Below are 21544 nucleotides of genomic sequence, written 5' to 3' on the forward strand. Positions count from 1 at the left end.
CTTGAACGATTTGACGAAGTGGACGTAATCGTAGAATCCGAGGCGGAACCCGTTCTCCGAGATCGAGCTCCTAGGATCCGCCACCAGTTTCTTAGCTTCTTCGGTCCACTCCTTCTGAATATAGTTCTTATGCGAAGCGGGGAAGACCGTGCGATAATGAGAATAGGAAACGATTACAATCGTTGAGGAGGCTACTCTATCATGAGCAGGGATATTCAAGCGTTACTCTCCCGGATGACATTGGAAGAAAAAGCGGGATTGTGCTCCGGGCAGGACTTCTGGCGGCTGAAGGGAGTCGAGCGGCTGGGCATCCCATCGATCATGGTCACCGACGGTCCGCACGGACTTCGCAAGCAGCAGGGCAGCAGCGACCACTTGGGGCTGTTCGACAGCGTTCCCGCTACCTGTTTCCCATCGGCGGCTGGCATGGCGAGCTCTTGGGACCGCGAACTCATCGGCAGCGTCGGGGTTGCTCTCGGCGAGGAGTGCCAGGCGGAGGACGTCGCCGTCCTGCTCGGACCCGGCGCGAACATCAAGCGCTCGCCGCTGTGCGGACGCAACTTCGAATATTTCTCCGAGGATCCTTACTTATCGTCCGAGATGGCGGCTAGCCACATCGGCGGGGTTCAGAGCCAAGGCGTCGGCACTTCGTTGAAGCATTTCGCCGTGAACAATCAGGAGCATCGCCGCATGTCGGTCGACGCCGTCGTCGACGAACGAACGCTGCGAGAGATTTATCTGGCGAGCTTCGAGGGAGCGGTGAAGAAGGGTCAGCCGTGGACGGTCATGAGCTCCTATAATAAAGTGAACGGGACTTACGCTTCCGAGAATGAAGTCTTGTTGACTCGGATCCTGAAGGAAGAGTGGGGGCACGAGGGCGTCGTCGTGACCGATTGGGGAGCGACGAACGAGCGCGTCGACAGCCTTGCCGCGGGCAACGAGCTGGAGATGCCGGGCAGCGGGGGCTACGGCGACCGGAAGATCGTTGAAGCCGTCAAGAGCGGAATGCTGTCCGAGGAGGCTCTGGATCGCGCAGTTTATCGGCTGCTGCAGCTGATCTTCAAGAGCGTGAACGCCAAAAAGCTGAATGCGAGCTATGATCGGGACGATCACCATGCCTTGGCCCACAAGGTGGCCGCCGAGTCGATGGTGCTGCTGAAGAACGAGAACTCGCTCCTGCCGCTGTCGCCGGGAGACAACGTTGCGGTCATCGGGGCATTCGCGAAGAAGCCGAGGTTCCAAGGAGGCGGCAGTTCGCATATCCATCCGACTCGCTTGGATGAGCCGCTCGCGGAGATTCGCAAGCTGGCGAGTTCATCGGCCTCCGTGGCTTATGCGCAAGGATATTCGATCGACAGCGATATCTCCGACGCCGCGCTGATCGATGAAGCAAAGATGGCTGCCGCTTCGGCGGATGCCGCGATCCTCTTCGTCGGCCTGCCGGACCGGTACGAGTCCGAGGGCTATGACCGGACTCATCTGCGGATGCCGGCCAATCAAGAAGAACTGATCGAGGCTGTCGCCGGCGTGCAGAAGAACGTCATCGTCGTTCTGATGAACGGCTCCCCGATCGAGATGCCGTGGCTCGGCAAAGTCCGCTCGGTGCTCGAAGCGTATCTCGGAGGGCAAGCGGTCGGCGGCGCGATCGCGGACCTGCTGTACGGCTTGGCGAACCCGAGCGGGAAGCTGGCGGAGACTTTCCCGGTGAAGCTGAGCGACAATCCTTCTTTCCTGTTCTTCCCCGGGGAAGCCGACAGGGTCGAATACCGGGAAGGCGTGTTCGTCGGCTACCGGTACTACGATTCGAAGCACGTGAAGCCGCTGTTCCCGTTCGGTCACGGGCTCAGCTACACGACATTCGACTATTCGGGGCTGAAGTTCAGCAAGATCAGCATCCTCGACACGGATACGTTGGAAGTGAAGGTCGACATCCGCAACGCGGGGACCCGCCCCGGCAAGGAGATCGTTCAGCTCTATGTTCGGGATGTCGAGAGCACGGTCATCAGGCCTGCCAAAGAGCTGAAGGGCTTCGCCAAGATCGAGCTGCAGCCGTGCGAACAGAAGACCGTCACGTTCACGCTGGATAAACGTTCGTTCGCGTACTACAATACCCGGATTAACGATTGGCACGTCGAATCCGGCGAGTTCGAGCTGCTGATCGGCCGTTCGTCTCAGGACATCGCTCTGACAGGGACCGTTCGCGTCGAGTCGACGGTCGCCTTGCCTCTGTCGGTTCATCGCAACTCGCTCCTCGGCGACCTGTTGAACGATCCGAGAACCGCGCCGCTAGTCGGCGGGCTGCTGCAGCAGTTCCAAGCCGGAATGGGAATGTCCGAAGGAGAGCCTGCAGGGGGAGAAGGCATGGGCGACATGTTCTCCGCCATGATGAGATATCTGCCGCTGCGCAACCTGGTCTCTTTCAGCCAAGGCGCGTTCACGGAAGAGATGCTGGATGGTCTGATCGCTCAGTTGAACCGGGCGGGATAACACGGCGATTGAGGATAGGCGGGACTTTGCAAGAAGAACATCATGAACGAAGAACACCACACGAAGAAACGCCATGCACGAAGAAACGCCATACACGAAGAAACGCCATGCACGAAGAAACGCCATGCAAGAAGAATCACCATGCACGAAGAAATTGCCATGCACGAAGAACACATTATCTGCTGAGAAAGGGATTCGCCCACAGGCGAATTCCTATTTTTGCTGAATAACCAGTTACGTTAACGTTCCGCATGTTGGTCATTCAATCGGCGGCTTAGCGGATAAGTTTATTACTGATCCACGCGCCGATAGGTCCGATATCTCTTCTGTCCGTTCGCGACTGCCAGGAGCTTTTTGTCTACCATGCGGTGAAGAAGCTTTCGTGTATGGCGGTCCGTCAGGCGCAAATGAGCGGCAAGATCGCCTGGAGCGAACGGGATAACCGCTCGACGTGCGAAGCGAATGGTCTCCGCTTCCGCCCAATTCAGCTCCGGGGGCGTCTCGACCGCCAGGAACTTGCCGATAAAGGCAAGGGTTAGTTGTTTGCACACTCCCGGATCTTCGCGAATGGACAGGTAGGCGATCGGGAGAAACAACCAATCATCCAGTCCGAGCAATGCCTGCTTCATGCATAGATCCTTGAAGCGGCCGATCTCGATGTCCCGTGCATGCGACCGATAATCCTGAATCTCGATGCATCCCTTGGCGCCAAGAGGGGAGAAGACGAGATCCAAGTATCGGTAGCCGTTCTGCCAATCGCGGACCTCGTACTCCGCATGGAGATGATCCAGGTTGGCGACGAGCGGAAACCATATTTCGCGGAGAAAAACAACCGTACCGTGGGTTAGTCCTCGCCGCAGCCGTTCTTTTCTCCGGGGATTACTCTCCTCGGTAATTTGCTTGTCCAGCCACTGGGCGTAGACATCATCGAAAGGACGCATCTTCGTTCCACCTTTTTATATGGAGATCGCGCAAAAAGCCGCCTGGATCCACATCACTCGCTTCTGAGCGATTAGGGATCCAAGCGGCATGTGCTTCACGCCTATTGAATAGGTATAAATTACCATAATTTGAACGAGAAAGCCACCTAAACTTGCCGCGGCCTCTTGCGCCGGGGCAGAGCTTGCTCTAACTCGGAGTGTAACTTGCTCTCCCGAAATTTAACGGAACTCACGGCCCTTATTTGGCCTTAAAACATCCCTTTTTATTTTTAACGGAACTCACAGCCCTTATTTGATGGAAATCGCGGTTAAATGGGGGGATATAGCATAAATAAGGTCTCTACGATCCGTTAGAATTTAAAAAGGACCGGAAACCGCTTATAAGCGTCTCAAATTTCCGTTAGAGATTCCGGGCGATTTATATTGCAATTATTTTCTAATTTTGCAATGATGAAGACATTAAGGCTCCTTCATGCAGGCTGTCGCCTGTTTATGCAAACGTTTGCGCAAGGCGCGAGCGGCATTAGTCAAAGCAACTCAAAGCAACTCAAAGCAACTCAAAGCTACTGAAAGCTACTGAAAGCTACTGAAAGCTACTGAAAGCTACTGAAAGCTACTGAAAGCTACTGAAAGCTACTGAAAGCTACTCAAAGCTACTCAATCAAAGCTTCTCAGTCAAAGCAACTCAATCCAAAGCCAGCTAGTCGACAGAGAATCAATCGAAAGAAGGGGCCCTCTATGATCTCCGTTAACGGCTTGTCCAAGCATTACAGGATCGCAAGCAGGGAGCCCGGGCTGACGGGCGCCGTAAAGGGACTTTTCTCGCGGGAATATACGATAAAGCGAGCGGTCGACGACATCAGCTTCCGGATCGAACAGGGGGAGATGGTGGGCTACATCGGCGCGAACGGAGCGGGCAAATCGACGACGATCAAGATGCTGTGCGGCATCCTGACGCCGAGCTCGGGCGAGGTGACCGTCAACGGGCTTGTTCCGTACCGGGACCGGAAGCGCAACGCGAGCCAGATCGGCGCCGTGTTCGGGCAGCGCTCCCAGCTGTTCTGGGACATCGCGGTGCGCGAGTCCTATGAGCTGCTGAAGCATATTTACGAGATTCCGGAGCGGGAGTTCAAAGAGACGATCGCGATGTTCGCCGAGGTGCTGCAGCTGGAGCCCTTGATGGGCATGGCGGCCCGCCAGCTGTCGCTCGGGCAGAAAATGCGGTGCGAGCTGGCTGCCGCCTTCCTTCACAACCCGTCGATCGTGTACCTCGACGAGCCGACGATCGGATTGGATGTGGCGGTTAAAGCGAGGATCCGCGAGTTCATCAAAGAGATGAACCGGCTTCGCGAGACGACGGTTATCCTGACGACTCACGACATGCAGGATATCGAGGAGATCTGCAAGCGGATTCTGATCATCGACGAAGGCAAGGTGCTGTACGACGGAAGCATTCAATCGATCAAAGACCGCTTCGGCCACAAGCGAGTCGTGCATTTCGAACTGGAGGCGGAGGGAGGCTTCGCCTTCGAGCTCCCCGAACCGCTGATCGGGCTCGCCGAGTCCGCCGTAGGCGAGGAAGGCCGGGTCAGCCTGACGTTCAGCAATCAGGCGGTCACGGCGGCCGACGTCATCTCGGCGATGATGCAATCGTATCGGGTTCGGGATCTGACCATCGCCGACCCGACGATCGAGTCCATCGTTCAGGAACTCTACGAGCGAGGGATCTGACGATGCGCAAATACTGGGAAATGATGAAGTCGCAGATCAAGATCGACACTACGTACTCGGCCTGGTACTGGGCGGGAACCGTCTCGATGCTGCTTAAGATGCTGCTCGTCTATGCTTTCTGGCATGCGGTTTACGAGAATCGCGCCTCCGTGAACGATATGCCGCTGCATGCCATGATCACCTATGTCGTGCTGGCGATGCTGCTGAACAATTACGTTGCGGGAGTAGGCGTCCAATTGGCCGGCCAGGTACGGGACGGCAGCGTGGCGATCGAGCTGATGCGGCCTTACAACCTGCTGGATAAACTGGTGGCGCTCGATCTCGGCACGAAAATCACGGGGACGATACGAGAAGGACTTCCGCTGCTGCTGATCGCCTATTTGTTCATCGGCATCGACGCCCCGGCAACCTGGACCGCACTGCCTCTGAGCATCGCAAGCGCCGCCATGGGCGTGTTGATCGGGACTCAGCTTGATCTGGTGCTCGGCGTCGCGGCATTCTGGCTGCATTATATCTGGGGTCTGCACACGCTCCGAAGCGCGTTCCTGCTGTTCTTCACCGGCGCGCTGGCGCCGGTCTCGATGTTCCCGGATTGGCTCCGGACGGCGAGCGGCTTCATGCCGTTCCAATCGATGGTTTATGTGCCCGCGGCCATCTATACCGGCCAATTGGCAGGCGGCGACGCACTGACGGCGATTCTCGTCCAAGCGGGTTGGCTGGTCTTTATCTACGCCGCCATTCGATTCTCTTGGAAGCTCGCCATACGCAAAGTCGTTATTTTCGGGGGATAAGCCCGTCTGTCGGGAAAGGGGTGAGCGGAGAAGCATGAGGCGATACGTCAAGCTGTATTGGCAGTTCTTCAAGACTCGGCTGAAGGTGATGATGGAATACCGCGTCGACTTTCTCATCGGGGTCGCTTCGGTCCTATTGGTTCAAGCGACGTCCGTCATGTTCGTCCGGATCGTGTTCGATCATATCGACGTGCTGCACGGCTGGACTTTCCACCAATTGTTGTTTATCTATGCGATCGCCATGCTGGGACGCTCGATCGAGCACATTTTCTTCGATAATCTCTGGGTGCTTGGCATGGAATATATTCGACCGGGCAACTTCGATCGGCTGCTGATACGTCCCGTCAATCCGCTGTTCCACTTGATTGCCGACCGGGTGCAGCAGGACGGCTTCGGCAGCCTGTTGGTCGGACTGGTCGTGCTCTTCACGTCGGCGCCTCGACTGGATATAAGCTGGGGTGCGGCGGAAGTGATGCTTCTGCTCTTGATGATTGCTTCCAGCGCGGCGATCTTCCTGGCGGTCAATCTCTTCTTCGCGGCCTTCTCCTTCTGGATGGTCGACAGCCTGCCGATCATGGCGACGGTGCAGGGGACGAGCGACTTTGCGAGGTATCCGATGAACATTTACGGCAAAGGAATTCGTTACGTGCTGACATGGCTTATTCCGTACGGGTTCACCGCTTACTATCCCGCCACGCTGTTCATGGAAGGCTCCGGAGATAGAAGCATCGCGGCATGGTCGCCGGCCGTCGCCGCCGCCAGCTTAACGATTGCCTATCTATTCTGGAAGAGGGGCCTTAGCTCTTTCTCCAGTACGGGGAATTGATCGGCTGGCGGAAGCGGTGAAGAGGGCTTAAGAGCTCGGCTTCCGGCCCATGGATGAACGAAGGCTCGATTCTAAGCGCGCAACCGTATTAGGACAAAAGTAAGCAAAAGCAAGAATCGCTTTACACGGCGCCGATGACGATCTATAATAAGCCTTGTCGTCTTCGAGAGGCTTCGGCCTTGAAGCGAGACACATGCGGTCGTGGCGGAATTGGCAGACGCGCTGGATTCAGGTTCCAGTGGTAGCAATACCGTGGAGGTTCGAGTCCTCTCGACCGCACCACCTACTTAAACCCGAGAAGCCTTGAGATTCAAGGCTTCTTTTTGTTTTCGCTATGGAGATCCCCCGAACGAAGCTCTAAGGGAAATATCAGCCTGCCCCTGATCCGACTCCCCATGCACGATAAAAAAAGACCTCCATCTCCGCTAGTAGAGGGAGAAGAGGTCCATCTGCAGAAAAAGTCCGACTCTTGCTTCAGCTCGCTGCCGCGCGACTCTTCAATTAACGGCTCGTCGCAGCTCTCGCCAGCTCCGCGGCGACGTCGAGTATCATGTCCTCCTGGCCGCCGACGACCTTGCGCTTGCCCAGCTCGATCAGGATATCCCGGGAGTCGACGCCGAACTTGGCCGCGGCGCGCTTCGCATGAAGCGCGAAGCTCGAATACACGCCCGCGTAGCCGAGCACCAGGCTGTCCTTCGTTATCTCCTGAGGCGTCGGTAGGATAGGAGCGACGATGTCCTCGGCGAGATCCATCATCCGGTACAGATCGATGCCGGTCGGGATGCCCAGTCGCTCGAGCACGGCCACGAGCACCTCCGTCTGGGTGTTGCCTGCGCCTGCGCCGAGGCAGCGCACGCTGCCGTCGATGCGGGTCGCGCCTTCCTCGATGGCGACCAGGGTATTCGCCATCGCCAGCGACAGATTGTTGTGGGCATGGAAGCCGACGTTCGCGCCGATATGCTCCCTTAAGGCGCGAATGCGCTGGCGCACCTGGTGCGGAAGAAGGGTGCCGGCGGAATCGACGACATAGACGGTGTCGGCTCCGTAGCTCTCCATTTTGCGCGCTTGCTCAACCAAGGTGGCGACATCGGCCATATGCGACATCATCAGGAAGCCGACCGTCTCCATGCCAAGGTCCTTCGCGGCGGCGATATGCTGCGTGGCGACGTCCGCTTCCGTCACATGGGTCGCGACCCGCGCCATCTTCGCTCCGAGCTTGGCCGCCTGCTTCAGTTCCTTCACCGTTCCGATGCCGGGGATGAGAAGCACGGCGATCTTGGAGACGTCCGAGACGGAGACGGCCGCTTCGATCAGCTCGAACTCATCGGTTCGAGACAGGCCGAATTGCAGCGTCGATCCGGCGAGGCCGTCGCCATGCGAGACTTCGATGTACGGCACGCGGGCGTCGTTCAGCGCTTTGGCCACCTTCAGCACTTGTTCGACCGTATACTGATGGGCGACCGCATGGCTTCCATCGCGCAGCGCGACCTCCGTAATCAAGACGTTAGGGGTTGTCATCTTCATCAGCTCCTGTCTGCGCCTTGCGCGTTCGTTCTAGATAGCAGATTCTTGGCGAACTCTTCGGCGACCTTGACCCCGGCGGCCGTCATGATGTCGAGATTGCCCGAATAGGTCGGAAGATAATCCCCGGCGCCTTCCACTTCCAGAAATACCGTGACTTTGTTGCCTTCGAACTGAGGCTCCGAGCGCAGTCGATACCCCGGCACGTAAGCCTGGACCACCGCGGCCATCTCCCGGATCGAGCGCGCGATGGCTGCCTCGTCCATCGTTCCGTCTTCGACGAGTGCGTAGACCGTATCCCTCATCAGGATCGGTGGTTCCGCGGGATTCAGCAGGATTAGGGCTCTTCCTTTCTTGGCTCCGCCCACTTCCTCGATGGCCCGCGCCGTCGTCTGGGTGAATTCGTCCACGTTCGCCCGGGTTCCGGGACCCGCGCTTCGGCTGGAGATCGTCGCGACGATCTCGGCATAGGCCACCGGGCTGACCCGGTTGATCGCATGGACCATGGGAATCGTCGCCTGGCCGCCGCAGGTGATCAGATTGATGTTGTCGACGTCCAGGTTGGCGTCCAGGTTGACCGCCGGAACGATGAGGGGGCCGATCGCCGCCGGAGTCATGTCGATCGCTTTCTTGCCGGCTTCCCTCAGCATCTTGGCGTGCCTCACGTGAGCCTTCGCCGATGTGGCGTCGAACACGATATCCGCTAAATCCGGATGCTGCTCCAGGAACCCTTTGAGTCCCGAATCGACCGTTACGTAGCCGAGATCGCGGGCGCGGCGCAAGCCGTCCGATTCGGGATCGATTCCTATCATCGTCGTCAGCTCCAGCACGCTGGAGCGGCCTAATTTGATCATGAGATCCGTGCCGATATTGCCCGAGCCCAGTATGGCGACTTTCACTTTCGACATCGCGTTCTCCTCCTTGTTATGGTTGCTCTAGGTAGCCCATGCCGCGGGAGATGCCCGCAGCCGCGCGAGTGATCGTCCGAACGACTTCCGGCAGCTTCGTCTCGTCCAGCCGCAAGGAAGGAATCGAGCAGCTGACGGAGGCGACGGCCTGTCCTTGATGGTCGAAGATAGGGGCGGCCACGCATCTGAGCCCGAGCTCGATCTCCTCGTTGTCGAGCGCGAAGCCGTTCTCCCGAATGTGCCGCATCTGCTCCCGCAACTGGTCGACGTCGGTAATCGTGAATTTTGTAAACGGTTGCAATTCCGCTTGCGCAAGAAGTCGGTCGACGGTGTCTTCGTCTTGGTACGCAAGGATCGCCTTGGCGACGCCGGTGCAATGCCATGGAGCTCTCTTGCCGACGTGCGAGTAAATCCGAAGGGATTGAGGGCCTTCCACTTTGTCAACGTAGATCGCTTCGTCCTGCTGCCGTACGACCAGATGAACGGTCTCCTTAAGCCGGTCGGCCAGATCCCGAAGAATCGGGCGTGCGATGCCCCCGATCTCAAGCGAACCGGCGAACGCGTTGCCCAGACGGAACAGCTTCATTCCGAGCTTGTACTTCAGGTCGGCCGGGTTCTGCTGCAGGTAACCGCCGCGCTCCAGCGTCCGGATGATTCCGTGAGCCGTGCTCTTGGACAAGCCTGTCGCGAGGCTGATTTCTTTGACGCTTAGTTCCGGCGAAGAACCGAGAAACAGCTCCAGAATCGCCAGCGCCCTATCCACGGATTGAATCGATTTCTCGGTCATGTCCCCTCCATTGTTCGATAATATCGAACGCCATTCGTAAATATAGGATCAAGATTGCCCTAATCTTAACGAGCTCTATCTTCGGCTGTCAATAGCTATTCTTTTTTTCGTTGTCGGGAAGACTTGGACTTAAGGAGCATCATGCTTATGATTAGAGTGAGCGCCATCCTATTTTTCGACAAATACGACGACAAAAGGACGTTGATCCGCCATGCGTATCCATATCTCCGAAGAAGGCTTGAGCAACGAAGCCGAACGGGAACACCGCCGCATCCAGACCTCATCCTCCGCTTTCGGCATTTTGAGAGAGCAACTTTTGGAAAATATCGGAATAGACCGCATTCGAGGATTTCTTTTTCACTTCGGCTGGGAGATGGGCGTCAACGACGCCAAAGAAGCGATGCAGTCCGGAATGCCGTTGGACGAACTCATCAAGTACGGGCCGATTCTGCATGCCAAGAGCGGGCAGATTCGCGGGTTCAAGCATGAATGCTCGGTCGTGCGGGAGGAAGAGGGCCGGCTCGTGTCCGTATTGGGGCAAGGCGTTTGGCTGGATTCCTACGAAGCGGCCGAGCACCTGAAGCGGCATGGCGTCTCGACTGCGCCGGTCTGCCATACGCTGATCGGGTATTCGAGCGGCTTCATGACGACGATCTTCGGGCAGCCGCTGCTGGCCAGAGAGATCTCCTGCGTCGGCAAGGGAGACGCGGAATGCCGCTGGGTCATCAAGCTGGAGCGGGAATGGGCGGAGCAGGAGATCCGCGAGGAACGGCTGGAGTACGCGCATACGCCAATCGTCAAAGAACTGGAGTATACCTACGACCAGCTGCTCGAGCAGAAAAACATCGTTACCCGCATGGCCGATTTTCACCACAAGCTTACGGAAGCGGTCATCGGCGGCATCGACCTGGCGGCAATGGTCGAGCGGGTCTATCGCATGCTGGGCATTCCTGTCGCGATGACGGACGGCTTCGGCAAGCGGATCGTCGCGTCATCCGGCTTGCCCGACGAGGCCGTAGCCGAGCTGGAGAAGCAGCTTCGGCAAGCCGTCAAAGAGCATAGCCCCTTCGGAAGAAAAGCAATCCGGACGACGGACGGCAAGGAGCTGCTCATCGCTTCGATTCCCGTGCAGAAGGAGATAATGGGGTACTGCGCTTTCTTGTACGAAGACGGCATCCGGAGCAAGCGCTCGGAGGACGATCTCTTGCTCGACCGTTTCGTCAGCGCAGCCTCTCTTATTCTTCTGAACGAGAAAACGAGGTTCGATTCGTTCGAGCGGATGAAGGGGAATTTTCTGGACCAGCTGCTGGACGGCAAGCTTCCGGAGAGCGAGATCGTTCAGAGAGGAGCCTATGCCGGACTGGACCTGAGGCTCCCGTACGAGATCGTCGTCATGGACTATGCCAAGGCCAAGCTGACCCTCGAAGAGGAATTCCGCCAACAGGAGCTTCTCTACGAAGCGGCCGTCCGTTACTTCAAGAGCAAGCATCGTTCCGTTCTGATCGGGCATCGCAACGGCCGCATGGTCCTATTGTTTACGCTGGGGGCTGACCAGCAATCTTCCGCCGAGCTCCTGAAGCCATTCCAGCAGGAGCTTGCCCGGCTATACCCGCAAGGAGATTACCGATTCGGAATCAGCGGCGTCGGCGACGATATCGGCAGCGCGAGCAAGCGTTACGAGGAGGCGTCGGTCGCTCTAAGGCTGGCCAGGCGCAAAGCCATCGTGCCGTTTCGCTCGCTGGGCATCTTCGGCCTGCTCATCGATAACCGGAACGAGAGAGAGATCGGCATGATCGTGAAGCGGGAGCTCGGCTCGCTCTATAACCTTCAAGATCCCAAATCGGTCGAGCTCCTGCTGACCCTGCACAGCTACTTGCTGAACGGGGGCAAGCTGGAACAGACCATGAGCGACCTGTCCCTGTCGATGAGCGGGCTCCGGCATCGGATCGCGAGAATCGAAGAGAAGCTGCAGAAGGATCTGCGCAACCCGACCGAGATGCACCAGCTGTGGCTGATCCTGAACTATCTGATCGCCGTCGGGGAATTACAGGTCGAATAGCCGTTCCTGCCAGGCTTCTAGTCAGGCGGAAGGACAAAAGTTATCTAAGTTAGCGCGAATTAATGGACAAAAGATGCTCTAGTTCGAAGGCGGCTAAGCTTAGTACACTAGTTGCGAGAGATGAAAGCGGTTGCAAAACGAATCGCCTTCGCCTCCGTTGTCGAGAATCGTTCATTAACCGCATGAAGTTAAGCCGAATCGTTAATTAACGCTAACCAAACGAGGTGACCCTGATGGAGAACGTTGCCATTCAAGAGAACAACGATGTGATCAAGCAGCTGCTGGACGGTGCCGAGAAGATCGGACTACTAGCCGAACAGGAAGCGAAGACGGCCGAGGCGAACGCGACCATCTCCGAGAATGTCGTGAACTTGATACGAGAGACCCGCATCGCCAAGCTGCTGCTGCCCCGTCAATACGGCGGTCCGCAGGTCGACTTGAGCACGTTCGCGCAAATCATCCGCAAGGTTGCTTACCACAATATCTCCGCCGCCTGGCTGACCTACTTGTATCCGCTCCATAATACGCTGCCCTCCTTCCTGCCGCCCAAAGGAAGAGACGAGATCGTTCATCAGGGCGGCCTCATCTGCGATGTCTTCGCGGCCGTCGGCACGGCGGTGCGGGATGGAGACGGGTACCGGATAAGCGGCAAGTGGGATTTCGCGAGCGGAGTCCTTTATTCGGACTGGATCGGCCTCGGCGTCGTCGGAGAGCTGCCGGGCCGTTCGAAGCCCGAGATGTTCATGCCGATTCTTCGCCTATCCGAAGTAACCGTCAACAAGAATTGGGATACGTTCGGGCTTCGCGGCACCGGAAGCAATCAGGTTGTCGCGGACAACGTGTACGTTCCGATGGAGCGTATCCTTAGGCTTGGAGATGTCGACGAGACGGGCAAGCCTCCCGAGGAAGACTACGACAAAGATTATATCTTCTATAATGTACCCTTCTATCCCGCTTTCTATCTAGGGTTCCCGAACGTCGCGATGGGCGGAGCCGAACGAATTCTCTCCGAGTTCAAGAAGCTGACCGAGAAGCGCGTCCGCTTGGTCGACGGGATCCGGGAGAGCGAATCGCCGCGAAGCCAACGGGTGCTGGCGGAGATGACGACGGACTTCCACGTCGCGGAAGGCTTGATGATGAAGTATATCCAGCTCCTCGAGAATTACGAACGGGACGGCCGGAAGACATCGCGGGCGGAGTTCTTCTCCATCCGGACCAAGATCATCAAGATCTGCACCGATATCGCCGTAAGAGCGCTGTTGACGCTCGGGGGCGGGGCTCTATATAAAGGCGGAGTGATCGAATTGTTCATCCGGGACATTCTGTCGGTCGCCACGCACAAGACGTCGTTGTATGAAGATTCCGTCGCCGCCTACGGCAAAGAATTGTTCGGGTTCGACGGTGGAGTTCGGGGATAAACACGACGAGAGGGGAAAACAAAACATGGATGATCGTCAATTTCGCACGGCAATGGGCAGGTTCGCGACCGGAGTCACGGTAATCGCGACGGAAGAGGAAGGAACGGTTCACGGCATGACGGCGAATGCGTTCATGTCGGTCTCGCTTGATCCGAAGCTGGTCGTCATCTCGATCGGACAAAAAGCGCGAATATTGCCAAAAATCAAACAAAGCGGCATTTTTACGGTTAATTTCCTTGCCGATCATCAGAAGGAGCTCTCGATGGTGTTCGCGGGACAGATCAAGGAACCGAAAGAGGTCGAGTTCGATCGGTTGGACGGCAAACCGGCCATTCCGGGCGCCTTGGCCCAGATCGCATGCGAAGTAGCCGCGGAATACGTAGAGGGAGATCATACTCTCTTTATCGGCAGGGTAACGGATATCCGCTTGGAGGAAGGCGAGCCTTTGATCTTCTACAGCGGGCGATACCGTTCGCTGACGGCCGAGCCGACCGTTTAACGACCAGAAAGATGAGGTGACAGCCATGAGAACCATCCTAGTGAATACCGATACGCTTCGGGATCGACAGCTAGCCGTGATGCCGAATGTAATGGCGATCGGCTGCTTCGACGGGCTCCACCTGGGGCATCGTCAAGTCATACGCATCGCGCGGCAGATTGCGAAGAGGAGACGAATCGGGCTATCGGTCATGAGCTTCTCGCCTCATCCTAGAACGGTGCTGTCGGACGGCAAGGTGAAGGTTCCTCGCTTGATGCCGCTAGAGGAGAAGGAGGACGAGCTTCGCAAGCTGGGGGTGGACTTCTTCTACCTCGTGGAGTTCACGAAGGAATTCGCCGCTCTGGCGCCGGAGCAGTTCGCCGTCGATTATGTGGCCGGACTCGGCGCCGTTCACGCGGTTGCCGGATTCGACTTCAAGTACGGCAGCCGCGGCGCGGGTCATATGGACCGGCTGGCGAGCGATTCGAACGGGCTTCTTGAAGCGACGAAGGTGGCGGAAGTCGATTATCGGGGGGAGAAAATCAGCTCGACCGCCATCCGGACGAGGCTGCTCGGCGGAGAGGTGGAACAGCTGCCGCCTTTCCTCGGCCGGAACTACGAGATAAGAGGACGGTTCGAAGGACGGAGCTTCCTCCCGGAACCCGGATACACAGTCCCGGCGGCCGGCTGCTATGAGGTTCGTCTGAAGAACGCATGGCAAGCGGTAAATTCCGAGATCAGAGTGACGGAGACGAGGGAAGGCCAATCGGTATCGTGCAAGGTCGACCGCGGACCTGTTCCGCTAGGGAAAGCCGCCGTCGAATGGCTTCGCCGAATCGAGGAGCCGGAGAATGAGCTTGATGGAGAGTTCGCCGGTTCGGGCTCTTATCGTTTGAATTATCTCTTTGCCTAACAATCCGAAGGGGAGATGGAACGAAGATGGCACAGATTATTGCGGGAGTCGCCATGTCGCACAGCCCGATGATCATGACTAACGAAGCAGGCGGGGGAGAGAGAGGGCAGCGCTTCTTGGCTAGCGCGGCCGAGATGAAGGACTGGCTGAAGCAAGTCGGGGCCGATGTGCTCGTGCTCGTCTCGGACGACCACTTCAACAGTTACTTCTATAACCATATGCCTTCCTTCACGATCGGAATCGGGGAGTGCGAGGGCTGGGGGGACTGGCAGCTGCCGAAGTACAAGATTCCCGTGCAGCAGAGCTTGGCCAAGCATATTCTCGAGACCGGCCTCGACCACCACGTGGACTTCGCCTTCACGCTGTCGATGAAGGTTGACCACGGCCATACGCAAGGGATCTACTTCCTTAACCCGGACCTGGACATTCCTGTCGTGCCGATCGCAGTCAACACGTCCGCGCCGCCGCTGCCGACCATGGATCGCTGCTTCAAAGTCGGCGAGATGCTGCGAGGCGCCATCGAATCCTGGGACGAAGACTTGAAGGTGGCGATCGTCGCATCGGGCGGCTTGTCCCACTGGGTGCCGATTCCGAAGATCGACAGCGAGAAGCCGGAGGATCAGAAGCTGATCCAAGTGCTGAAGAAAGGCCGGGAAGAGATCGAAGAGCTCGACGCCTATCTCAAGAACCGCGAGACTCGCGTCACGAATCTGAAGTCCGGACCGGTTAACGAAGAGTGGGACCGCAAAATGCTGGAGCTGATCGTGTCGAAGGATTACGCGGCGCTGAGAGGCTGGAGCGCGGAGCTGATCGAGGAGAAATTCGGCAACGGCGGCCAGGAAATTCACAATTGGCTCGTGCTGCTGGGAGCTCTTCAGAGCTTCGAACCGAAGGTTGTCTGCTATGAGCCGATTCCGGAATGGGTCACGGGAATGGCCGTCGTCCAATTCACCGCTTAATTACTTCATTAAAGGAGAGAAACTCATGTCGATCTGGACCGAACTGGCGAATCTCGAATTCAAGCTTCACTATGTCAACGCGAACGGAATCCGCACCCGGGTGCTGGAGGCCGGAACGGGAGATCCGCTTATCCTGCTGCACGGCACGGGAGGGCATATCGAAGCGTACGCCCGGAACATCAAAGGACTGAGCGAGCACTTCCGGGTCATCTGCATCGACATGGTCGGACACGGGTATACGGACAAGCCGGATCGCCCGTACGGCATCGATTATTACAGCGACCATCTGCTCGGGGTCATTCAAGCTCTCGGTCTGAAACAGGTATTCCTCTCCGGAGAATCGCTGGGCGGCTGGGTCGCCGCATGGTTCGGCGCTTATCATCCCGAGTACGTGAAAGCGCTCGTGCTCAATACCCCCGGCAATGTGAACAACAAGCCGGAGGTTATGCAGCGCCTGAAGGAGTCGACGGTCAAGGCGGTCGTCGAAGCGAGCTACGAGAACGTCAAGACCCGGTTGGAATGGCTCATGTACGATAAGAGCCAGGTGACCGAAGAGCTGATCGAAGCGCGCTACAACATCTATACGCAGCCTTCCTACCGGAACGCCGTCCATCATATCGTCTACCTCCAAGACATCGAGGCCAGAAAGCAATACAGCTGGGATCCTTCCTGGTGCGGCCGAATTGGCGCTCCGACGCTGCTGGCGTGGACGGACCATGATCCGACGTCGACCGTCGAGGAAGCGCAGCCGATCAAGGATATGATCCCGGGCAGCGAGCTGACGGTCATCCAGGATGCCGGTCATTGGCCTCAATGGGAGAAGCCGGAAGAGTTCAACGAAGTCATGATTACCTTCATGAAGCGTCATTCAAGCTGATCCAGACGAAGGAGGAAATTACCTTGAACGCAGAAGCTCCTAAACGGATTCAACTCGCATACGAGCATCTTCTGGCTGCGGAGGAGGAGCGGCGTTCGGTCGCTCCCCTCACCGAGCGGTTCCCGGGCTTTACGATCGACGAAGCTTACCAAGCGCAATTAACGGCTATCGCCCGCAAGGTGGAGCAAGGAGATCGCATCGTCGGCAAAAAAATCGGCTTGACGTCCCTTCCCATGCAGGAGATGCTCGGCGTCGACCAGCCGGATTACGGGCATCTGCTCGGAACGATGGAGGTACAGAGCCGCGGGAGCGTCCCCATGAGCCGACTGTTCCAGCCGAAGGCGGAAGCGGAGATCGCTTTTATTCTTCGCCAAGATCTGTCCGGCCCGTCGGTAACGCTCGAGGATGTCATGGACGCAACCGAATTCATCGTCCCCGCGATCGAGATCGTGGACAGCCGAATCACGGATTGGCGCATCAAGCTGGAGGATACCGTGGCGGATAATGCCTCAAGCGGCTTGTTCGTCTTGGGGGAGCAACGGTTCTCGCCATCGGACTTCGATCTGACGAAGCTGGAGATGAAGCTGTTCCGCAACGGCGTGCATATGAACACCGGCTATGGCTCCGCCGTGCTTGGCCACCCGGCAACGTGCGTGGCTTGGCTGGCGAACAAGCTGCACGAATACGGCGTTATCCTTCGGGCGGGCGAGGTTATTCTGTCGGGAGCCTTGTCGGCCGCCGTCAACGCGGAGAAGGGAGATCGATTCACGGCTTCCTTCACGGAGCTCGGAGACGTCGAAGTCAGCTTTGTCTAAACATTGCTATAGCTGTGCCCCGGAACAGACATCCAAGAGAGTGGAGCGATGCTCATGGAAAAATTGAAAGCGCATTCAAATTCTCGCATGACAGGTACCGTGTGGATGATGATCGCCTTCTTGTTCGTACTGACCGTCATCAGCAATACCGACAAGGCAGTAATCGGGTTCGCTTCCGTGAAGATCATGGACGAATTGGGCCTGAACGCGACACAGTGGGGGCTCGTCGGCAGCGTGTTCTTCTGGCTGTACGCCGTGTCGGCCGTCTTGATGGGGATCTTCTCGGACAAAATGGGCACGAAGCTCGCCATCACGATCATGGCCCTCGTGTGGGCCGCCGTTCAATTCTCGACCCTCTTCGTCCATAGCTTCGCGTTCCTGCTGATCACCCGGTTGATTCTCGGTGCCGGCGAAGGGCCGTCTTATTCGCTCGCGATGACGACCGCGGCGAAGTGGCTTCCTCGCGGCAAGCTCGGCTTCGGCCTCACTCTCGTCTCCATCGGCGGTCCGCTCGGAGTCGCCATGTCCGCTCCTCCGCTCATTCAATTGATCTCGTCTCACGGCTGGCGCTCCGCTTTCTTGGCAACGGGCATCATCGGCGTCGTTTGGGTCGTTCTCTGGCTTCTGTTCGCGAAGGATCGCCCGGCATCCCCCGACAATCTCTCGTCGGCGGCCGTAGAAGCCCGCCATCCGGCCGAAGATTCGAAGTTCCTCAAGATCGTGTTCTCGCGAAGCTTCCTGCTCGTCGCGTTGTGCGGCTTCGCGACGTACTGGTCGTATACGGTCGGACTCGTCTGGCTTCCGAATTATTTCGCCAAGGTACGGCATCTTAGCGCCGCGGAATTGAAAGTGGCCGTAACCCTGCCTTGGATCATGATCACGATCTCTCAACTGCTGTTCTCCACCATCTCGGATTGGCTCTACCGCCGAACGAAGAGCATGTTCCGCTCCCGGGTATCCATCCTGAGTCCCGTGCTGATCGGAGCCGGAATCAGTTATGCGCTCGGAACGATCGTCAACTCGAATCCGTTGACGGTAGCCCTGCTCTCCCTGGGCCTGACTTTCGGCTGCATTACCCTCGTGATCGGACCGGCCATTCTGGTCGAACTCGTCCCTCCGAAGCATCAAGGCAAAGCGCAAGGAATATTCATGGCGGCCTCCTCCCTCGGCGGCATCGTTGCGCCGTACGTTACGGGCAAGCTTGTTCAAGGTAGCGCCGATCAAGCGGCTGGCTTCAATGGGGCGTTCCAGCTTATCGCCGTCATCCTCTGCGTCGTCGGCGCGCTGGCCTGGCTGCTCGTCCGTTCGCCCAGAATCGCGAAGCCGTCGACGGAGGCCCGCGAGCCGGAAGGCAAGCTGGAGACCGGAGTATCTTAATAGCGCTCGACGCTGGAGCGGTAATGAAGGCGAAGAACGTCATCACCTTGCGTGGTGGCGTTCTTCGGCCGAGAGGGGCGCGACTCCAGTTTTCGTATGCGTGTTTGCGAATTAATTCTTTTATGTGAGTCATAAATAGATGTTATTGCCGCAAGTATTGCTCTATAAATGAGTCATATATATAATAATGACATACTAAATAGAGCTGCCGTCATCGGCCTTGAAGGGGGAAAAGCAATGTTTAATCCGCACAACGCGTCCGATACCGTCCGACGTCAATTATCCGTTGCGGAACTGGTGGAGACCGCTCTGGCGAAAGGGGAAGCCCAACTAACTTCCGTCGGAGCCCTTCGCGCGGCGACGGGCACGTTCACGGGGCGTTCCCCGAAAGACAAATATATCGTCCGGGAACCGGAAACCGCCGGTCTTATCGATTGGGGATCCGTCAATCAGCCGATCTCCGCCGAGCATTTCGATCGTTTATATACGAAAGCGATCGCGTATATGAAGGACCGGGAATTGTTCCAGTTCGACGGCTTTGCCGGAGCGGATCCGGCTTACCGGCTTCCGATTCGGGTAATCAACGAGTACGCCTGGCATAACCTGTTCGTTCGCCAACTGTTTATTCGCCCCGAAGAGAACGAGGATACAAGCCGCGATCCTGCTTTTACGGTCATCGCGCTTCCCGGCCTGAAGGCGGATCCCGAGGAGGACGGCACCCGTTCCGAGACGTTCATCGCTGTTTCTTTCGAGAGAAGAACCGTTCTGATCGGGGGAACGCAGTATGCGGGCGAGATGAAAAAGTCGATCTTCAGCGTGCTCAACTATGTGCTGCCACTCCAAGGGGTACTGCCGATGCATTGCTCGGCCAACGTAGGGGAGAGAGGCGATGTGGCGCTGTTCTTCGGATTATCGGGAACGGGCAAGACGACCTTGTCCGCGGATCCGGAACGCCGGCTGATCGGGGACGACGAGCACGGCTGGTCGGACTCGGGAGTGTTTAACTTCGAAGGCGGCTGCTATGCGAAGTGCATAGGATTAACCGAAGAGAAGGAACCGCAAATCTGGAACGCGATCCGATTCGGAACCGTCCTGGAGAACGTTGTCTTGGATGAAGAGAGCCGCATGGCGGATTACGCCGACAATCGTTTGACCGAGAATACGAGAGCCGCCTACCCGATCGACTATATCCCGGGAGCCGTCATTCCGGGGACGGCCGGTCAGCCAGAAGTCGTTATCTTCCTGACGGCGGATGCCTTCGGGGTGCTCCCTCCGGTAGCGAAGCTGACCAAAGAGCAGGCCATGTATCACTTTCTCTCCGGCTATACGTCCAAGCTGGCCGGCACGGAACGGGGAGTCAGCGAACCGGAAGCCACCTTCTCGGCGTGCTTCGGAGCGCCGTTCCTTCCCCTTAAACCGGAAGCGTACGCGAAGATGCTCGGCGACAAAGTCATGAAGCACCAGTCTCGCGTTTATCTGGTGAATACCGGTTGGAGCGGAGGGGCATACGGCGTCGGGCAGCGGATGGATTTGTCATCGACGAGAGCGATGATCGCGGCGATATTGAACGGAAGCATCGAACAGGCGAGCTTCGCGGCGGATCCCGTGTTCGGGGTGCTCGTCCCGAATTCGGTCGACGGCGTGCCCGGGCGCTTGCTCCAACCGCGCAACGCGTGGGTGGACAAGGCCGCCTACGACGAGCAGGCGGCGGCATTGGCCATGCGATTCGTGCAGAACTTCGAGAAGTTCCCGGGCGTGGCGAATGACATTCGGAGCGCCGGCCCGAGAGTTCGGCGGCCTTCGGAAGAGGCGTCAATCCTCGGGGCACGGAATCTTGCTTGACGCGTATGGCAAGAAATTGGTCATGATCCGGACAACTTCCGCTTTACAAGCTCCAGCCCTCCGCCCATAATTTGATAACAACCGAAGAAGCCTTGGGAACAAGGCTTCTTCGCTGCATGTAACACTTACTTAGGACGGGAGCTCGAACCATGCGGAAATTCGCCTGCCTGCACGCCCATCATTCGAATATAGAGTACGTACAGACGGCATTCGCCTCCGAAAATATAGAATGGATCCATTACGTCGACCCCGGCTTGATGAACAGGCTGGCATCCGAGCCTAAGCTGGATGAAGCAGTCGCGCGCAACAAAGTCCTCGAACAAATCGAGTGGATCGCCCTGTCCGGCGCGGACGCGATTCTGATCACCTGCACGAACTATATCGCTCTATTAGAGGAGGAGCGGCTTCGTACGCCGATTCCGATCATTAAGATAGACGAGCCGTTTTTTCATTCGATCTGCGGGTCGCCGGAACCGCAAATCGTGCTGTTCACGAACCCGGCAACGGTCGAAGGGACCATGAGCAGGCTTCGGGAGTTTGCTGCAATCTATCCTTTTACCGGCCGCGTGGAAGCGCGAGTCATCGAGAATGCCTTCGAGCTTGTCATGCGGGGCCACAAAGAGAAGTACGCGGCAAAGGTAGCCGAGTACATTGAAGAGCTGGCGGCGACAGAGAAGGGCAAGCGCATCTCGGTTGCCCAATTATCCATGCTAGAAGCGGCGGAGCGTGCGGAGCGCAAGCTTCGAACGAGTATCGGGAACCCTTTGAAGGCACTGGCCGCTCATTTTCATAATCTCTAGTGAACCCGTGTCTT

18 protein-coding genes and 1 tRNA gene are annotated in these 21544 nt (G+C 57.5%); 15 read left to right on the forward strand and 4 right to left on the reverse strand.

Annotation, left to right across the window (positions count from 1 at the left end; translation table 11 throughout):
* Positions 1-201 precede the first annotated feature (201 nt).
* The gene (locus ELR57_RS23825; protein ID WP_126961717.1) at positions 202-2487 is read left to right on the forward strand and encodes a beta-glucosidase family protein; all 2286 of its coding nucleotides are present in this window, start codon (positions 202-204) and stop codon (positions 2485-2487) included.
* Positions 2488-2777: 290 nt separating this feature from the next.
* Here the strand turns inward: ELR57_RS23825 and ELR57_RS23830 are convergent, their stop codons facing one another.
* Positions 2778-3428, reverse strand: coding sequence for a transcriptional regulator (locus ELR57_RS23830; RefSeq protein ID WP_126961719.1), 651 nt, complete (start codon positions 3426-3428; stop codon positions 2778-2780).
* 738 nt (positions 3429-4166) lie between these two features.
* Here ELR57_RS23830 and ELR57_RS23835 point away from each other — a divergent pair.
* The 4 genes from ELR57_RS23835 (at position 4167) to ELR57_RS23850 (ending at position 7058) form a co-directional block, all read left to right on the forward strand.
* Entirely contained in the window at positions 4167-5159 is a 993-nt protein-coding gene (locus ELR57_RS23835; protein ID WP_126961721.1) for an ABC transporter ATP-binding protein, read from the forward strand.
* A 2-nt stretch (positions 5160-5161) separates the two neighbouring features.
* Positions 5162-5950 (forward strand): ABC transporter permease, encoded by a 789-nt coding sequence (locus ELR57_RS23840; RefSeq protein ID WP_126961723.1) that lies wholly within the window; start codon positions 5162-5164, stop codon positions 5948-5950.
* A 34-nt stretch (positions 5951-5984) separates the two neighbouring features.
* On the forward strand, positions 5985-6776 hold the full coding sequence (locus ELR57_RS23845) for an ABC transporter permease (RefSeq protein ID WP_126961725.1): 792 nt from the start codon (positions 5985-5987) through the stop codon (positions 6774-6776).
* Positions 6777-6971: 195 nt separating this feature from the next.
* Positions 6972-7058 (forward strand) — tRNA-Leu (locus ELR57_RS23850).
* 219 nt (positions 7059-7277) lie between these two features.
* Here the strand turns inward: ELR57_RS23850 and dmpG are convergent.
* From dmpG to ELR57_RS23865, 3 genes are read right to left on the reverse strand one after another with little or no spacing between them, the layout of a single operon-like run.
* Positions 7278-8294: a 4-hydroxy-2-oxovalerate aldolase gene (gene dmpG, locus ELR57_RS23855; protein ID WP_126961727.1), complete on the reverse strand. Its 1017-nt coding sequence runs from the start codon at positions 8292-8294 to the stop codon at positions 7278-7280.
* 5 nt (positions 8295-8299) lie between these two features.
* On the reverse strand, positions 8300-9205 hold the full coding sequence (locus ELR57_RS23860; protein WP_126961729.1) for an acetaldehyde dehydrogenase (acetylating): 906 nt from the start codon (positions 9203-9205) through the stop codon (positions 8300-8302).
* A gap of 16 nt (positions 9206-9221) precedes the next feature.
* Complete coding sequence (locus ELR57_RS23865) at positions 9222-9992, reverse strand: IclR family transcriptional regulator (protein ID WP_126961731.1); 771 nt, start codon at positions 9990-9992, stop codon at positions 9222-9224.
* Between the two features lie 211 nt (positions 9993-10203).
* Here ELR57_RS23865 and ELR57_RS23870 point away from each other — a divergent pair, with 211 nt between their 5' ends.
* The 10 genes from ELR57_RS23870 (at position 10204) to ELR57_RS23915 (ending at position 21530) form a co-directional block, all read left to right on the forward strand.
* Positions 10204-12051 (forward strand): XylR N-terminal domain-containing protein, encoded by a 1848-nt coding sequence (locus tag ELR57_RS23870; protein WP_126961732.1) that lies wholly within the window; start codon positions 10204-10206, stop codon positions 12049-12051.
* A gap of 233 nt (positions 12052-12284) precedes the next feature.
* On the forward strand, positions 12285-13469 hold the full coding sequence (locus ELR57_RS23875) for an acyl-CoA dehydrogenase family protein (RefSeq protein ID WP_126961734.1): 1185 nt from the start codon (positions 12285-12287) through the stop codon (positions 13467-13469).
* 25 nt (positions 13470-13494) lie between these two features.
* Entirely contained in the window at positions 13495-13968 is a 474-nt protein-coding gene (locus ELR57_RS23880) for a flavin reductase family protein (RefSeq protein WP_126961736.1), read from the forward strand.
* 25 nt (positions 13969-13993) lie between these two features.
* Positions 13994-14860, forward strand: coding sequence for an FAD synthetase family protein (locus tag ELR57_RS23885; protein WP_126961738.1), 867 nt, complete (start codon positions 13994-13996; stop codon positions 14858-14860).
* 26 nt (positions 14861-14886) lie between these two features.
* Complete coding sequence (locus ELR57_RS23890; protein ID WP_126961740.1) at positions 14887-15819, forward strand: DODA-type extradiol aromatic ring-opening family dioxygenase; 933 nt, start codon at positions 14887-14889, stop codon at positions 15817-15819.
* A gap of 25 nt (positions 15820-15844) precedes the next feature.
* Positions 15845-16696, forward strand: coding sequence for an alpha/beta fold hydrolase (locus ELR57_RS23895; RefSeq protein ID WP_126961742.1), 852 nt, complete (start codon positions 15845-15847; stop codon positions 16694-16696).
* A gap of 23 nt (positions 16697-16719) precedes the next feature.
* A complete protein-coding gene (locus ELR57_RS23900) occupies positions 16720-17511 on the forward strand; it encodes a 2-keto-4-pentenoate hydratase (RefSeq protein WP_238162668.1) in 792 nt (263 codons plus the stop codon).
* Positions 17512-17565: 54 nt separating this feature from the next.
* Positions 17566-18888, forward strand: coding sequence for an MFS transporter (locus ELR57_RS23905; protein WP_158630145.1), 1323 nt, complete (start codon positions 17566-17568; stop codon positions 18886-18888).
* 237 nt (positions 18889-19125) lie between these two features.
* Positions 19126-20730: a phosphoenolpyruvate carboxykinase (ATP) gene (pckA, locus tag ELR57_RS23910; RefSeq protein ID WP_126961746.1), complete on the forward strand. Its 1605-nt coding sequence runs from the start codon at positions 19126-19128 to the stop codon at positions 20728-20730.
* Positions 20731-20879: 149 nt separating this feature from the next.
* Positions 20880-21530 (forward strand): aspartate/glutamate racemase family protein, encoded by a 651-nt coding sequence (locus ELR57_RS23915; RefSeq protein WP_126961748.1) that lies wholly within the window; start codon positions 20880-20882, stop codon positions 21528-21530.
* The last annotated feature ends 14 nt before the right edge of the window (positions 21531-21544 follow it).

This window comes from Cohnella sp. AR92, from assembly GCF_003990975.1.
GTDB lineage: Bacteria > Bacillota > Bacilli > Paenibacillales > Paenibacillaceae > Cohnella.

Coding starts and splice junctions, on each gene's coding strand:
- ELR57_RS23825 (WP_126961717.1), top strand. CDS start 202: ATGAGCAGGGATATTCAAGCGTTACTCTCCCGGATGACATTGGAAGAA.
- ELR57_RS23830 (WP_126961719.1), bottom strand. CDS start 3,428: ATGCGTCCTTTCGATGATGTCTACGCCCAGTGGCTGGACAAGCAAATT.
- ELR57_RS23835 (WP_126961721.1), top strand. CDS start 4,167: ATGATCTCCGTTAACGGCTTGTCCAAGCATTACAGGATCGCAAGCAGG.
- ELR57_RS23840 (WP_126961723.1), top strand. CDS start 5,162: ATGCGCAAATACTGGGAAATGATGAAGTCGCAGATCAAGATCGACACT.
- ELR57_RS23845 (WP_126961725.1), top strand. CDS start 5,985: ATGAGGCGATACGTCAAGCTGTATTGGCAGTTCTTCAAGACTCGGCTG.
- dmpG (WP_126961727.1), bottom strand. CDS start 8,294: ATGACAACCCCTAACGTCTTGATTACGGAGGTCGCGCTGCGCGATGGA.
- ELR57_RS23860 (WP_126961729.1), bottom strand. CDS start 9,205: ATGTCGAAAGTGAAAGTCGCCATACTGGGCTCGGGCAATATCGGCACG.
- ELR57_RS23865 (WP_126961731.1), bottom strand. CDS start 9,992: ATGACCGAGAAATCGATTCAATCCGTGGATAGGGCGCTGGCGATTCTG.
- ELR57_RS23870 (WP_126961732.1), top strand. CDS start 10,204: ATGCGTATCCATATCTCCGAAGAAGGCTTGAGCAACGAAGCCGAACGG.
- ELR57_RS23875 (WP_126961734.1), top strand. CDS start 12,285: ATGGAGAACGTTGCCATTCAAGAGAACAACGATGTGATCAAGCAGCTG.
- ELR57_RS23880 (WP_126961736.1), top strand. CDS start 13,495: ATGGATGATCGTCAATTTCGCACGGCAATGGGCAGGTTCGCGACCGGA.
- ELR57_RS23885 (WP_126961738.1), top strand. CDS start 13,994: ATGAGAACCATCCTAGTGAATACCGATACGCTTCGGGATCGACAGCTA.
- ELR57_RS23890 (WP_126961740.1), top strand. CDS start 14,887: ATGGCACAGATTATTGCGGGAGTCGCCATGTCGCACAGCCCGATGATC.
- ELR57_RS23895 (WP_126961742.1), top strand. CDS start 15,845: ATGTCGATCTGGACCGAACTGGCGAATCTCGAATTCAAGCTTCACTAT.
- ELR57_RS23905 (WP_158630145.1), top strand. CDS start 17,566: ATGGAAAAATTGAAAGCGCATTCAAATTCTCGCATGACAGGTACCGTG.
- pckA (WP_126961746.1), top strand. CDS start 19,126: ATGTTTAATCCGCACAACGCGTCCGATACCGTCCGACGTCAATTATCC.
- ELR57_RS23915 (WP_126961748.1), top strand. CDS start 20,880: ATGCGGAAATTCGCCTGCCTGCACGCCCATCATTCGAATATAGAGTAC.